This window comes from Brevibacillus centrosporus, assembly GCF_046622605.1.
In the GTDB taxonomy this organism is placed as follows: Bacteria; Bacillota; Bacilli; order Brevibacillales; family Brevibacillaceae; genus Brevibacillus; species Brevibacillus centrosporus.
The window spans coordinates 5303428-5318120 of record NZ_CP176856.1; the positions used below are offsets into that span (position 1 = coordinate 5303428).

Consider the following 14693-nt stretch of genomic DNA (forward strand, 5'->3'; position numbering starts at 1 on the left):
AGCTTGGCAGGAAAAACAAGCTGCTATAAAAAAAGCTGCCTACTTGGCCAGCTTTATCGATGCCTCTTTGTTCCTTTTGTTTATTAAGCGTGCATGCCTCCCTGCAGCCGTGGACGATGGCGATAAGGGCCAACCGGGATTTGAATCAGGCTCGTTTTCCCCTCTGGTCCCAGCCCGTATAGCTCATCACACACATTTACATCATAGCCCAGCAGCGGATGCCCTCCCAGACCGAGCGCTGCTGCTGTCAGAAGCACTCGCTGAACCAGCATACCTGCCTCCATTTGTTGAATACGGTAGCCTCGATAGCCCAATGTCGAGATGAGATGATCGTTATTCCCCGCTACGTGTATACAGATTGGCACCTGCATCAGATTGACATTGTCTATCGCCATCGCATACTGCAGCCAAAGCCGATGATCACCCGAACGCACAGCGTACAGGCCGTGACGCTTGGCATCGTAGCAGTAAGCCCCATCCTCGACTGCTTCGATATTGAATAGGCAGCTGTACAAAAGCAGACGCGAGAACGCACCATCCTCTTGCTCATCCAGGTCATTTCGGTACCGCAGAGCAGCGGTCGCCTCTTGCAGCAAGGCAGCTAGCTGTTCTGTCGTGACTTTGCCCAAAATAAAATCCTGCTCCGGCGAATACCGTTGCCTACTCCCCGCAGCGAGGTCGTACTCCAACCGCTTTGTCTGAGGGAGCAGCCGTATCGCTCCCTCTTCATCCGTGGCCTCTCCTCCCCTCAAGCAGCGAAATTGCTCCGTAGATTCATACTGCGCCGACTCATTCATGCGTATGAGCAGCGAGTGCTCCTTTACTCTGCTTGACCGGACGAAGTGTTCGTGCTCGATGGCGGGCAGCTCCCTGCACATGTCATCAGCAGTGATCCGTTCGACTTTTGAATTCCCATCCGCCAGCCAAGCCGCTCCCCCCTCCGCATACAGAGATATGATTGCGTACACAGCCTCTTCCTGCTCAGACACCCCAAGCAAATGATGGACAGCCCGATCCAGAAACTGAAAGCACACGCCCGCCTCGTAGTCAAAGCGTTTGCCCACCTCCAGCAATTGCCCGATGACGGCCCCTGCATCCAGACCTTGCAGACGGTAGGAAAAGTTCTGGTATTTAAAAAAGTTCTTCCCATACATCGTCGAAACAAAGACAGTAGCGAAGGTCTTGGATAGATTGCAGCGATGGCCTAAAGCACGAGCCACGTACGTGTCGAATTCGCCAGACCGAAGCAGCACGAGTCGATGGTGGGCTGCATCGTAATGGTAGATTCCGCTGGGTGCCCCCGCTACCTTTAGATACACGTAAAGCTCACTCGGATACAAGCCACCGCCCGAGGGAACGAATCTTCGGGCTGACTGCATTGTTCCCCCCTGGGCAAGTGGCGATTGGCTGAGCTGGGTAAGGCCATAGACGTACCAGAGAAAATGTCCAAATTCTCGCAGTTCCGGTCTGGCACGAGGTTGATGCACAGGCTCATCCAGCGTCAGCGGAACATCTGCGGACAGCGCTACGACAGGCAGCCCCCGATACAGCTTATAGGGAAGCGGTGCGTCTTCCCAATCGATTTCATAGTCGCCAGCTTTTGTGCGCTCCAATCCAGCATGCAGTTCGTGCAAGAATGCCTCGAGACTCATCCAGCTCCCTCCTCGACAGGGCTTATGGAAACGGATGCGGATGTGGATTCAGCTTTTCATAGGTGAGCGGCTCTGCCGTATACCCCAATTCCATGGGAACGCGCAGCACCCGATCCAGCCCGGATAAACGTGTCAGATGGTGTCCAAATGTCATCGGCAGCATCCCCGGAATCAGTACCTTTACACAATGCAGGCCGTTTCGCAAAATTTCCGGTGTCGTCTGATCGACCACGATCACATCCTGCTTGAGCTGCTGGAACCTCTGGAGCATATCCTTTACATCCTCGGTCAAATCCGCATGCCTCGCTGGCTGCTTGAATTCTTCGGCAAACGTCCGCAGAGGCCGCTCGTCATTCAGCAAAAAGTGCAGGCGCTCTTCCGCTTCTGGCAACGCATACAGCATCGAGTGATCGTCCATCTTTCGCACCTTGGCAGGGTCGTGCAGCATTTGCAGGTACGTATCCCGATTCGCTTGGAATTTATCATTTAAGGTAAGCACCATCGCGGCCGCTTCATAGATCGAGCTTTTCACCGCACGAATCGGATCAGGATGGGCACCCCCCGCGCAAATGACATTGAGCCCCTCCTTCCTCGTATTTTTCGCCAGCGTCCAGACACTGGGAATCCCGTTTTCCATCGTGGCATTAAATAAATGAACCTCATAGCCTGCCACCGCCTGCAGACGATCAAGCATGAAACGCAGCTCCTGGTCCGGTGCAGAGTATGGATCCAATCGGGGCAGCCCCAGATTGGCATACCAGGTCATCAGAAAGGAATCCCGCTCCACCACTTCCAGAATGCCGTAGAAAATCGACTCCTCCAGGCTCCCGCCGAGCGCGCACCCATTGGAGGTCTCAAAAGCAAAACCTTCCCCGAAGCCGAGACTGTAATAGGCCAGCAGCTCCGGCACCAGGATCGGCCGCTCCTGTATAAAGGAATAGCCCCACACCCAGTTCATAGAACGATCCGGGTCAAAGGGAGTAAACGGATATCCTGGCTGCTCATACTGTTCCTTTGTATGCAGCCCTACTGTTGTCGGATCAAGCGCTTGGCCCCTGAGATTGCGGTAGGTGTCGCGGATGACTGTCCGTTTGCCACGCGGCGCCATGCCGCAGTATCTCTCCAAGCCTTCCAAAATCGCGGTCATTTCGCTTTCTGCGTAGGAGTGTGTTCGTCCAGCGGTCCCTTCGTCTCCTTGGAACAAAGGCAGGTTGACGCTCACGTCTGCAAACGGAGACACGAGGTCGCGAATTTTCCCGTTCAAAAAGCCTGTCCGGTAGTCCAGATAGTCCCTCCTCAGTCCCTTTTTCAGGTCATCCAGAGTGCGGCAGCGATAGGTGTTTAGCCCAAGCTTCGGACTCGGCTGCAAAACGATTCGTGCTGCCTCAGGGGAATCTTCCGGGAGCATCCCGCACACCTTGCACGATGGATCTGGCAGGAAAAAGTGGCGAGAAGTCTTGAGCGTTTTCAGATGGATCAGGTACATATGCCCTTCCGTGTGAGCCTGCTCACCCTGCAGCACTCGCTTCGTCTCCGCTGCGATCAGATACGACATATGCAGAAGACCGCTGCGTGATGCCCAAGCGTCTTTCGCAATACTGCCGCGATCCCGAACACGCTGATGCAGCTCCCACATTTCTTTTCTGTCTCGTCCCCCCATGAGCATTCGCATGTCCGCGCACTGTGAACAACCGGTCATACCTGGGTGCACCAGCGGCCCAATGATTCCTTCTCCAAAAGAGACAAAACCACGCAGCCAGGGAATCCCATAAGACCTCGCTCCCTCCTCTGCCTCCAGGTGAGAGAAAGGCTGCCAGCCATCGTGCAGCTGCAGCGCCAAATCTGCCTCCAGGGGCAAAGGGGACTTCCAATCTGGCTGGCGCACGACAACGTAATGAACAGCCAGCTCCTTGCAGACGAGATCTGCCAGCTGGCCCGCTCCGACAACTACCACTACAGCGCTCATCAGACCTCCTCCTCCCGCAGCATGACACCACATACACCGGCCAGCTCTTCTTTCAAAAAGGGCTCCACGGCTGCATCGCACCAAACGAGCCTTTTTCCATGCTGCTGCAGCGTTTGCAGGGCAGACCTGAGAACCTCCTGCTGGTCATCCTCAGCGCACGCCGGAATTTTGTACAGCTCGGGCTCTTGCTCTTCCCAAAGGACGCGAGAGGCAGTCGCAGGCAATTGCCCCCAGTCGTTCTGCACCTGCAGAAGCGCAGCTTGCAAGGCTTTTCGCAGAGCAAACGTAACATTCAAGCCAACACTGCCAAACCATCCCTCCCGTATCCCCACCCATACGACGGGAAAGCCGTGCACAAACGCTCCTTGGCCCACCTTGGGCTGATCTCTTAGCGTCGTCAGGGCTTTCATGTAGAACTGACAATGTGCATCCTCTATCTCCCCGAGCTGAATCTGTCTGACCACGGAATTTTCCGTCTCCAGCAGAGCCTCCCATTCTTTTGACAGGCAATGCTGTATCGCTCGTGCCAATGCCTCTTCGACCGTTTCTCCCGCTCCTATACCGATCTTCTCGCCTGGCACCGCTTCCGCAATCCATTGCGAAACGTAGGCTTCGATTCCTGCGAGTCCCGCTTCCTTGCGCGCCTCTTCGTGGGTCATGCCTGAACAAACCTTCTCAGGCAACAGCTCGGCTGGCCCATTGGACAAAGGATTTGCCACCTGCAAGAGACATTGGGACAACGGCAGCTGTATCGATTCCCCCTCTTCCCACAGATGAAAAACGCCCGTCTCTGGCGAAGTCAGCTCACTAAAGTAGGACATCAGCCCTTTTGACGCTGCCGGCTTTTCGTCCTTTTGCTCGAGTAGCACCTCCACCTGCTCTGTCCAGTTCAGCTGCGGTTTACCTGTCTTAGCGGGATGGGGCAGAAAAGAGTGCCAGCTGCCTTCCAACGTCTCCAGGTTTAACAGAAAGACTTTCTCCTTCAGCTCCGAATCCACTACCTCGGTAGCAGTCTTAAACCATTCAAATGCGATTACGTTGGCTAGCATGGCACCAGCCGTAACGGAAAAGCAGTGATGATTCGGGTCCTTTTTGATGGCCTCTTGATGCAGCCGCCTCCACGCCGACTGCCAGCTGCCATTGGAGCCTGGTGTCACCAGCGGACCTGCAAGACCTGCCTGCTCCAGACAAATAGCCGGCAAAAAGGCTTTCTTCTCCTCTTGGCAGGCGGCTTGGATCATTTGCAGCTCTTCCAAGCTCCCGGTCTGCGACACGTACAAGATCGCTTCAAAGGACTGCACTGCCTCCCGCCAAGCTTCTACACCCAGCTGCTCTACCCTGCGCACTTCGATAGCTGCATCCGGGTCCGTTTTCCGTGCAAAGGCAACCAGCTCCTCAAACCGCTGCTCATCGGTTTCCATCGAATCCGTCAGCAAAACATGAAAATGGGACAAGCCCGAATCCAGAAGAGCTGCAGCGAGAGAGGCCAGGATGGGACCAGCACCTACTGCCGCTACCTTCGACTGTCGATAGCACGAGAAGCGGTAGGCACCCGAATCAGCTACATGACTTAGAAATTCAATCTGGGATCCAAACCGTTCGAGGATCTTGTCCGTCAAAGAATGGCTTCGATCCAGGCTGACATCCTGGACGAACCCGTTTTGAAACAGGCTGTCGGCGATGTCCATGACCCGATCCCGGTACTCATCTGGCAGACCATCCGTGAGCTCTTCCAGCGTGTGTTCGCCATTGAACATCGGCAACAGCTGTTCCACCCACCGGTCTATCATGCTTCCTTCCATGCGAAAGGAGCCTACATTGTTGCGAAAATACACGCTGCCTTCTGGGTCAGGTAGAAAAAACGTATCCCGTTTCACTTTCAGGCGCATAGAAGGGGTCAATTTTTTCATGTCGCTCCTCCTAACCGTAAGCCGTTCCTGTTCTTTTGATCGAACGCTTTCACGTAATCTTATGTACGACGCTTTGTCCGTCATGCCAGATCCGCACATAGGAAAAAGCCTCTGCAGATGTTCTTCCACCTTTTCAGAGGCTTTCTTGAAAATCGTTTGGAAGGATTATCGGAAGCAGTTAAAGAAGCACGGGAAGAAGCAGCTGCAGAAACAACTGCACGAGCAACTGCAGGAACAGCTGCACGAACAACTATGACAGCGGCCACAACCTCCGCAGCCCCCACAGCGCCCGCAGCCTCCTCCACACCTTCCTCGAACCATCATCGCATCTTTGTCGTTTCCTTGATCCCAAGGTTTGACTTCTCCACCTTTGAATTTATCCACCTTAAATTTTTTTAGCTCATTTTTAAACTCATCCACGTTTTCCACCTCCAGCATGAACGAACGGGTAACCCACCTAAACAAATACCCATCGCGGTTTATACCATAGGTGTATGTCGCATCGCCTATCAGAGGTGACTGCACCAAACGCCTATTTTTGGATAGCAGAAGCAACGACGTGTTTATTGACAGAATTTTTGTATTACAATAGAAAGACAAGCCACAATCCAGAAAGGGAGAGCTGCATGCTACTGACCACAATCGGATTTTCAAAAAAATCACTTCGCACCTTTGCCACTGCCCTGCAAGAGCATAAAGTAGATCTCGTCATTGACACACGCCTGCAAAATACGTCTCAGCTCGCCGGATTTGCCAAGAAGGAAGACCTGTCCTACATATTGGAGCTGCTCAACATCGAATACATTCATGAGCTTTCCCTAGCACCTACCGAAGAGCTGCTAAAGGCGATCAAGTCTAAAGAGATTCCGTGGGGAGAATTCGAAAAGACCTTTACAGATTTGCTGCAGGAGCGCAAAGTCGAAACGAAAATGAACGAATGGCTGGGCGATCGTGTCCCCTGCTTTTTGTGCAGTGAGGAAAAACCGCATCACTGTCACAGAAAGCTGGTCGTCGAGTACTTGCGCGAGTTTGACCCCCGGATTGAAATTGTTCATTTGTAAAAAGAGAAAAGAAAAAGTGCAGGGAGCTGGTATCGCACCCCCTGCACTTTTTAGCGTGTCGCGGATCGGCTCTCCCGATTCCTAGAGCAGCTTTTCCATCGCCATCACGTCTACAAAATTCCCATCCAGAATGCCCTGGTTTTGAAAGACGCCTACCTCGCGATATCCGCTTTTCCGATAGAGTCCCTGCCCCAAGCCGTTAACCGGAAACGTAAATAACACGATCTTGTAAAATCGCTCGGAGCGAGCGGCCTTCTCCAGCTTTTCCAGCAAGGCACTGCCGACTCCTTTTCCCCGGTAGGAGCGTTCGATGTAAATGGACAGGTCTGCGACGCCATCATAGGCGCTGCGTGCTGAGTAACGGTTGAGGGACGCCCATCCGACCACTTCCTGTTGTACGCAGGCTACCAGCACCTGGTATCGCCCTTGATGGTCGCCAAACCATGCCTGGATGTAGGCGTCGTCCTTTTCCTCGACCTCGAGTGTAGCAATCCGATCTGCGATTCCCTGGTTGTAAATCGTTAGGATCCTTGCTAGATCTGCTTCTCTTGCTAGACGTATCGTTACGTCCATTTCGGCCACTCCTTCATCCAGCAATGTTTTTTCGTGCTATCCGCAGCAACGAGACGTCTTTATCGGTGCAGGAGCACAGCAAGTGGTACCTGCAGCAGGATCAACCAGTGGTCCTCCTGCACTGCAAACTCCCGTCTCCGGCAAGGAAAGCTCGACTCTTTTTGCTGCTTCCCAATCACCTGTCAAAGCTGCCACTACAGATCTTACTTGCTCATAGCCGGTTGCCAGCAGAAACGTTGGCGCACGTCCGTAGCTCTTCATGCCCACGATGTAAAAATCTTTTTCCGGCTGGCGAAGCTCTCTTTCTCCATGCGGTCTCACTGTTCCGCAGCTATGAATGTTCGGATCGATCAGCTCTGCCAAGGCTGGCACACACTCGATAGCCGCGTCCAGCTGAAATCTGACCTCCCGTAAAAACTGGGTATCAGGTCTTGAACCGGTATTGGTGATGATTTCGTCGATGCCATCCAGCCGCATGGGAGCGCCGTTCCACATCCCCGTTACGACGAGAGTATCGTTCTTTGTTGAAACTTCTTGGATGTAGGCAGGGGTATGTACGTTCACTCGCCCGCTCTCCACCAGGCTTTGAATCGCTGTTCCCAAAGCGCCGCGTGCCTGCAGCTGGTCTGCCTCCCCTCCTCCGTACGCCTCGCGAATGTCTTTCTTCCGCAACAGCCACATGATCTGAGTCGTTGGCACTTCTTCCTTCAATCGATTCAAGTCAAGAAGCGTATTGATCGCCGAATGACCGCTTCCTACGACGAGAACCCTTTTTCCGGCATAGCGATGGCGCTGTTTGCCATAGACATCGGGAATACCGTAAGTGATCCGATCAGCTGCTTCTGCCTCGCCTACAGCAAAAGCGCCACCCGCTCCAAGCGGATTGGGCTGCTTCCATGTACCGGAAGCGTCGATTACCGCTCTAGCTTCGATCTGCCGAATCTGACCATCCTGTTTATAGCGTACGACGAACGGTGCCTGCTCCCTGCCTTTTGATTTCATCTTATCCAAATCTTTTTTCCCGACTGCGATCACCTGACTATTTACGTGAATGAAAGGAGCAATCTCTGGAAGGACGGCAAGTGGTTGCAGATACTTTTCGATGAGCTCCCGACCAGTCGGGATGTCACTTCCATGTGGAGCCTCCCATTTATGCGTGGAAAGCAGTCGTACGGCTGATGCATCCATATTGTATTCCCAAGGCGAGAACATACGAACATGCCCCCATTCCAACACACTCGCACCGACCTCGCTTCCTGCCTCGAAAAGAACAAAAGACTCTCCTCGCTCCAAAAGCTGGGCGGCTGCAGCAAAACCGACTGGACCTCCACCGATAATCGCAACAGGTAGTTTCATTTTCTATCAGTCTCCTTTTTAAATAATTGATATTTGCAACTATATGCCGTAAGGAAACTCCTCTATCCGTTATAGAGGAGGCGTACAACAATCCGCGCTCTTCTTCATCGCTTCGTTCATAAGAAGAAGGCTCTCCAATACTTGCTCATGCTTTTCCGCCGGTATTTGCTCAAATACATTGGCAAAATAGCTTTCCATATAGGCTGCGATCTGGGCGTGCTGCTCTTCTCCCTGCGCCGTTAACGAAAGCACCACGTATCTTCTGTCTTTTGGATCTGGCAATCGGTTTACCATACCCGTTTCCACGAGATGATGAACCTGGCGGCTGAGCGTACTGGTATCCATCGATAAGAGGTCGGCAAGTTCATTCAGGGCGATGTTCGGTCTTTTTTGCAGCTCATACAGGATATGACTATGGACGACCGAGATCCCGCAGCATTGGGCGCCATCCTTTTGTAAAAGGCCGAAGCGTCGCACCAGAACCTGAAAGGTTTCTCGTATATTTACAAATGTAGCTACTGGTTTCATCTTCATCACCTGAAACCATCTTACAGCACAGTAATTGATAAATGCAACTATTATCCAAAGAAAATACTGCCCATCTTCTATCTGCCCTCTTTTACAAAGGCTTCGATGCGCGCTTGGATGGTATCACGGACGCGGCGGAAGCTTGCCATGATCTCTTCTTCGGTTCCTGTTGCTTTAGCCGGATCCTCAAAACCCCAGTGCCATTTCACCACATTTGGATTCAAAATTACAGGGCAATGCTCATCCGCGTGGCCGCAAAGCGTAATCACGTAATCCGCGTTCTGGAGAGTCCCGGCATCTATGACATCAGAAGAGTGGCCGCTGATATCTACGCCCGCTTCCTTCATCACCTGAACTGCACGGGGGTTCAGTCCGTGCGCCTCCAGACCTGCACTCTTGACTTCGTATTGCTCACTGCCCATTGCTCGCAAAAAGCCTTCTGCCATTTGGCTTCTGCAGGAGTTCCCTGTACAAAGGAAATACACGAGAGGTTTGTTGTCCATGTCTATGCTCCTTTTGTATTGCTAAAGTATTTCTTTTGCAGCCACAGCGCCACATTCACGAGGGCGATCATGACGGGTACCTCAACTAACGGCCCAATCACCGCAGCGAAGGCAGCTCCCGAATGAATACCGAAGACGCCAACCGCAACGGCTATTGCAAGCTCAAAGTTATTGCTCGCAGCTGTAAATGCCAGCGTAGAGCTCACAGGATAGCTGGCTCCTGCCTTTTTGCCCATGAAAAACGAGATGGCAAACATCACCACAAAGTAGATAAGCAAAGGAATCGCGATACGAAAGACATCCAGAGGCAGCGCCACGATGACTTCGCCTTTCAAGGAAAACATCACGATAATCGTAAACAGCAGCGCGATCAACGTAACAGGACTGATTTTCGGGATGAATACTTTTTCGTACCACTCTCGCCCTTTTGCCTTCACGAGTGAATAACGGGTCAGCATTCCGGCCAGAAAAGGAATCCCCAGGTAGATCAGAACGCTTTTCGCCACCTCCGAGATGGTTATATCCACGACCATCCCCTGCAAGCCAAACCAGCCGGGCAGTACCGTAATGAAAAAATAAGTGTAGATCGAGTAAAACAGCACTTGGAAAATCGAGTTAAATGCAACCAGACCTGCCGCATATTCCGTATCGCCCTTGCACAGATCGTTCCAGACGATTACCATCGCGATACAGCGGGCCAAGCCGATCATGATCAGGCCCACCATGTACTCCGGGTAGCCTTGGAGGAAAACGATCGCCAAGACAAACATCAGGACAGGACCGATCACCCAGTTCTGAATCAGGGAGAGCCCCAGGATCTTCCCATCCCGAAACACCCGCCCCAGCTCTTCATAGCGTACCTTTGCCAAAGGTGGATACATCATGAGGATTAGTCCAATGGCAATAGGGATGGATGTCGTCCCCACCTGAAAAGACTGCAAGGAATATACCAAGCCTGGAAACAGAAAGCTGCTTCCGATCCCGACCACCATCGCTACGAATATCCATAGCGTCAAATAGCGGTCCAGAAACGATAACCTTTTTCCTACCTGTTTGCCCATGACTCACTCCCCTTTCCTATTCGCATGTGACGAGCAGTCCCTGCTTTTCTAACTCGTCGAATTCAGAGGAGAAATCTGGCAATCGCTGCAGCGAATAGCCGATGTCCTCAAACTGCTGCCGGTTCAGGGAGTAGAACACCCATTGCCCTCTCCGCTTTTCCGTAACGAGGTCCACATTTTTCAGGCGGCTCATATGCTTGGAAATAGACGGCTGCGAAATCCCGAAGATCGGTACCAGCTCGCATACGCAGCAATCGCGCATGTTCAGCAAAGCCACGATTTTCAAGCGGGTGGGGTCCCCTAGCGCCTTTAGGACATCTGCCAGTTTGTTAAATTCCATCGTCATCCTCCTCTCCTCAAAAACATTCTAATATAGCCATATGGTTATTTCAATATTTATTCTTTGCTTTTCAAATACTCATACCCCTTCGCCGTCACCTGGCAGCCAGCTCGTCCGATTTGCACATGAACCAGTTCTTTCTCTCTCAAACGGTCGACCAGCTTGCGGATGCTGCTCTCTGCCAGAATCACCCCTTTTTTTCGCGCCAGAATGCTGATGTTTTTCCGCCCCGTATGCAGTCCCGTTATCTTCGCCTCCAAAATCAGCTCCAGCACAAACTGCTCCATGTCCCGTTCCACACATTCCGCAGGGAGAAGGTTGTCCTGCTGCGGAAGAGCCTCTACATGCGCAGGTGGTATCGGGTAGGAGGATACAGCCATCCTTTCCTCCTCTTTGAACGAAAAGGGAAGGTCCTGAATCTCCAGTTCACTCTCGTTCATGATTGCCATATATTCAATAGCATTTTCCAGTTCCCGGACATTTCCTGGCCAGTGGTAGTGCGCAGCGGCTGCCATGAAGTTCTCGGGCAAAGGATAGCTCATGCCTTTTCTTTTCCAAAAGTGCTCGACCAAATAGGCAATATCCTCTTTGCGTTCCCGCAGCGGCGGCACTTCGATTTGCAGAACCTTCAGTCGGTAGTACAAATCCTCGCGAAACTTCTCTTCCTTGATCATCTTGTACAGATTGCGGTTCGTTGCCGCAATGACACGCACATTGACTGGCAGCACTCTGGTCCCGCCGACCTTGATAATCTCTTTTTGTTGTACGACACGCAAAAGTCTCGTCTGCAAATGAGGGGAAATATCCCCGATCTCGTCGAGAAAGATCGTCCCCATGTGGGCCTGCTCAAACAAGCCAGGCTTCCCTTCTTTTTTCGCACCTGTAAATGCGCCGCCCTCGTACCCGAACAGCTCCGTTTCCAGCAGGCTTTCCGGCAGCGCACTGCAGTTCACGGCGACAAAAGGAAATTTTGCCCGCAGAGATGCATTGTGGAGAGAGTGCGCGAACAGCTCCTTGCCCGTCCCATTTTCGCCAAGGATCAAGATGCTCAGATCGTTTTGCGCCATGCGCTGCGCACGATCCACGACCCGCCTCATGCTAGGCGAATTGGTCACGATATCGGAGAAATGGAAGCGCGCGATATGGCCGTTTTGCCTGAGCTGGCTCCTCAGCTTCAGCTCGAGCTCTTCCACCTCTTTGGCGATCTTGAACGTAATGACGCCCTCTACCGTGTTCTCCCTGCCCGCGATCTTCCTATTGTTCACGATGATGTTTTGACTGCGGATCGTAATCAGCTGATTTCGCACATTTTCATCCAGGAAGGAATCGTCGAGCTGCAGCTCCTCCCAGACCTCATGAATGCTGCGCTTGGCCACCTGGTGAAGAGACAGATTCAGAATCTCCTCTGCCGTTTTGTTCATGAACGTGATCATGCCTTCTCCGTCATACGTCACGACCCCATCCTGCACCAGATTTAATGTCTCTTCAAACAAGTTTTTGGTGCTCATGAGTCCTTGCATCGTTGCACGCAGACCTTGGCTGAGTGAGACGATTCGTGTGGCGTACTCATTTAGAATTTGCGTTGTCGAATGATTCAACAGGTTAAAGCGAGTCAGCATTTCAACCATCGTGCTGATATCTACCACGCGCTCTCCCACGTCAATCACTTGATCTACTCCCGCGGGCACATAGGCCAGCTCTCCAGGTGTGATGGCTGTATGTGCAGCCGGCTGCTCGGTGAGCTCCGGGTAGCTGGGCAGCAGATTGACGTGACGCAGGCCCAGCTCGTAGATGAGTGCGATCGTCTCAACAGCAGAGTCTCGCTCGTCATTGACGACGAGGTAATTGCCGTTCGGCAGGCTTTGGATTTTTTCCCATCCAGAGAGGGACAAGGTGCGGCGAATGAGCTGCACATGGGTTTTGCTGTTCATCAGAATATGGGAATACCGGGAAAACATCGCGTGCGAGCTAACCAGGATCAGGTCGACATCCTCTGCCATGCTCTCTTCCCAACTGCGAGCCGAGTGATAGGAAAAGGACAAATACGCCCCCCAAAGCCCTTCCAGCTGTTCACACATTCGTTGACTGGTTCGCTCTGCTCCAGCGATGACGGCTACTTTTATGCTCGAAATGGGAATCACCTCTTTCCAGCCGATTATGGATAGGTACTTGTATGGAAATGAGAAAAACACTTCATATAGCTTTCTATATGAAGTGCCTTCCCCGCAGCAGTCTTGCGCAGCGACTTAAATTATTTTATTTATAGCACAATTAACACAATTATACATCCTTGAGTGTTGGCGGTACTTCCTTGTAGCCCTTCGACTTGATCGCTCCCAGGATGATGCCGATGAACATCCAGACAAAGCCGACCATAAATGTCCGGCTGTCAAAGCCCGACCAAACGAACGCGATGATGGAAAACCCAAGAGCTGGCAACAGTCCGTACTTCAAGTAAGCACGCAAGCCTCTTTTCCGTTTTTTCACCAGGAAGTAGACGAAAACCGTAATATTCAAGAGCAAGAAGGACGTCAGTGCCCCGAAGTTCAGCAGCTGAACGATCGACTCAATCGACACCGTGACCCCGACGACCAACGTAACCAAGCCTACGAAAACTGTCGCGTTAAAAGGCGTCTTGTAGCGCGGATGAATTTTTCCCAGCACACCGGAAAACGGAAGCAGCTTGTCCCGGCTCATCGAATAAATAATGCGGGAGATCGCCGATTGGATGGCAAGCGCGTTGGCAATCCCTACCGCCAGCACCCCGACGATGATGAAGGTGTAGTACAGCCAGTCTCCCCCGATCTCTCTGGCGATATCGAACATCGCCATATCCGGGTCGAGGTTCTCATAGTCTGGATGCGCCAGTGCAGCCACATAAGTCTGGGCAATAAAGAGCAGTCCGATGATCAGCAGGGAGGAGACGGTCGCTCTGCCCACAGTTTTCACCGGGTTTTTCACCTCTTCCGACAAGGTGCTGATGACATCAAAGCCGAGGAACCCGAGAACTGCAATCGAAGTGGCTGTCGCCAGGAAGCCCAGGTCGATTTTGTCCGCCTGAAACAAGGGAGCCATCGAGAATCCTCCTGCACCATGACCATCGATAAAGACGTATTTTACTGCAAGAATAATAAACAGCGCGAGAATCACCAGCTCCATCACGAGGAAAATGCGGTTGGCAATAGCGGTGAGGGTGATGCCGCGCGCGATAATGGCTGTATTGATGATCGTAAATACCAGAATAATGAGATAATTCGGTACAGATGGAATAATGGGGTTGAGCCATAATGCCGCAAAGCCTGTTAAGAGCGCCGGGCACATAATGTAGTCAATCATGATCAGCCAGCCAGTGACAAATCCTACATGAGGGTTCAAGCCCCTTTGGACATAGGAGTAGACGGAGCCGGAAATCGGGAACTCTTTGCTCATCGTATTGTAGCTGAGCGCAGTAAACACCATAGCCACGATCCCGATCATGTAAACGAATGGCACCATGCCCATGCTCGCCTGTGCCACCAGTCCGTAGACTTCAATCGGTGCAATCGGCAGCATGGTGATCAAGCCGTAAATAATCAAATCCTTCAACGTCAGTCCCCGATGCAGCTCTTGCTTGTAGCCAAAGCTCTCCGCCGTATGTCCTGCTTCGGATTGGGTACCGACAATCTCGGTCGCTGCTGGATTTTCCATTTGGATGTCCCACCTTGTCTTTCTAGAGTAAAAAGAGTCAAAGAGCGGGCACAAAA

13 protein-coding genes are annotated in these 14693 nt (G+C 52.2%); 1 reads left to right on the forward strand and 12 read right to left on the reverse strand.

The annotated features are described in order from the left end of the window. Positions 1–83: 83 nt before the first annotated feature. The 4 genes from ACLIN2_RS26645 to ACLIN2_RS26660 all read right to left on the reverse strand — a co-directional run bounded on the left by ACLIN2_RS26645 (position 84) and on the right by ACLIN2_RS26660 (position 5966). On the reverse strand, positions 84–1652 hold the full coding sequence (locus tag ACLIN2_RS26645; protein ID WP_411502620.1) for a SagB family peptide dehydrogenase: 1569 nt from the start codon (positions 1650–1652) through the stop codon (positions 84–86). A 22-nt stretch (positions 1653–1674) separates the two neighbouring features. Further along, on the reverse strand, positions 1675–3618 hold the full coding sequence (locus tag ACLIN2_RS26650) for a TOMM precursor leader peptide-binding protein (RefSeq protein WP_411502621.1): 1944 nt from the start codon (positions 3616–3618) through the stop codon (positions 1675–1677). Further along, positions 3618–5528, reverse strand: coding sequence for a putative thiazole-containing bacteriocin maturation protein (locus ACLIN2_RS26655; RefSeq protein WP_411502622.1), 1911 nt, complete (start codon positions 5526–5528; stop codon positions 3618–3620). The genes ACLIN2_RS26650 and ACLIN2_RS26655 overlap by 1 nt, the downstream gene beginning before the upstream one ends. A gap of 165 nt (positions 5529–5693) precedes the next feature. Continuing rightward, the gene (locus tag ACLIN2_RS26660; protein WP_411502623.1) at positions 5694–5966 is read right to left on the reverse strand and encodes a heterocycloanthracin/sonorensin family bacteriocin; all 273 of its coding nucleotides are present in this window, start codon (positions 5964–5966) and stop codon (positions 5694–5696) included. Between the two features lie 188 nt (positions 5967–6154). Between ACLIN2_RS26660 and ACLIN2_RS26665 the strand changes: the two genes are divergently transcribed. Continuing rightward, positions 6155–6589 carry a DUF488 family protein gene (locus ACLIN2_RS26665; protein ID WP_411502624.1) on the forward strand — a complete coding sequence of 145 codons (435 nt, stop codon included), beginning with the start codon at positions 6155–6157 and terminating at the stop codon, positions 6587–6589. Between the two features lie 81 nt (positions 6590–6670). Here the strand turns inward: ACLIN2_RS26665 and ACLIN2_RS26670 are convergent, their stop codons facing one another. The 8 genes from ACLIN2_RS26670 to ACLIN2_RS26705 all read right to left on the reverse strand — a co-directional run bounded on the left by ACLIN2_RS26670 (position 6671) and on the right by ACLIN2_RS26705 (position 14637). Further along, the gene (locus ACLIN2_RS26670; RefSeq protein ID WP_411502625.1) at positions 6671–7162 is read right to left on the reverse strand and encodes an arsinothricin resistance N-acetyltransferase ArsN1 family A; all 492 of its coding nucleotides are present in this window, start codon (positions 7160–7162) and stop codon (positions 6671–6673) included. Positions 7163–7198: 36 nt separating this feature from the next. Then, a complete protein-coding gene (locus tag ACLIN2_RS26675) occupies positions 7199–8518 on the reverse strand; it encodes an NAD(P)-binding domain-containing protein (RefSeq protein WP_411502626.1) in 1320 nt (439 codons plus the stop codon). A gap of 69 nt (positions 8519–8587) precedes the next feature. Beyond that, positions 8588–9046, reverse strand: coding sequence for a MarR family winged helix-turn-helix transcriptional regulator (locus ACLIN2_RS26680; protein WP_092275376.1), 459 nt, complete (start codon positions 9044–9046; stop codon positions 8588–8590). Between the two features lie 77 nt (positions 9047–9123). Beyond that, positions 9124–9549, reverse strand: a complete 426-nt coding sequence (arsC, locus tag ACLIN2_RS26685; RefSeq protein ID WP_411502627.1) for an arsenate reductase (thioredoxin) — start codon at positions 9547–9549, stop codon at positions 9124–9126. A 2-nt stretch (positions 9550–9551) separates the two neighbouring features. Continuing rightward, positions 9552–10610: an ACR3 family arsenite efflux transporter gene (gene arsB / locus ACLIN2_RS26690; RefSeq protein WP_411502628.1), complete on the reverse strand. Its 1059-nt coding sequence runs from the start codon at positions 10608–10610 to the stop codon at positions 9552–9554. Positions 10611–10626: 16 nt separating this feature from the next. Continuing rightward, positions 10627–10950 (reverse strand): ArsR/SmtB family transcription factor, encoded by a 324-nt coding sequence (locus ACLIN2_RS26695; RefSeq protein ID WP_122926973.1) that lies wholly within the window; start codon positions 10948–10950, stop codon positions 10627–10629. 56 nt (positions 10951–11006) lie between these two features. Next, positions 11007–13091, reverse strand: coding sequence for a sigma-54 interaction domain-containing protein (locus tag ACLIN2_RS26700; RefSeq protein WP_411502629.1), 2085 nt, complete (start codon positions 13089–13091; stop codon positions 11007–11009). Between the two features lie 139 nt (positions 13092–13230). After that, positions 13231–14637, reverse strand: a complete 1407-nt coding sequence (locus tag ACLIN2_RS26705) for an APC family permease (RefSeq protein WP_400588295.1) — start codon at positions 14635–14637, stop codon at positions 13231–13233. Positions 14638–14693: the final 56 nt, after the last annotated feature.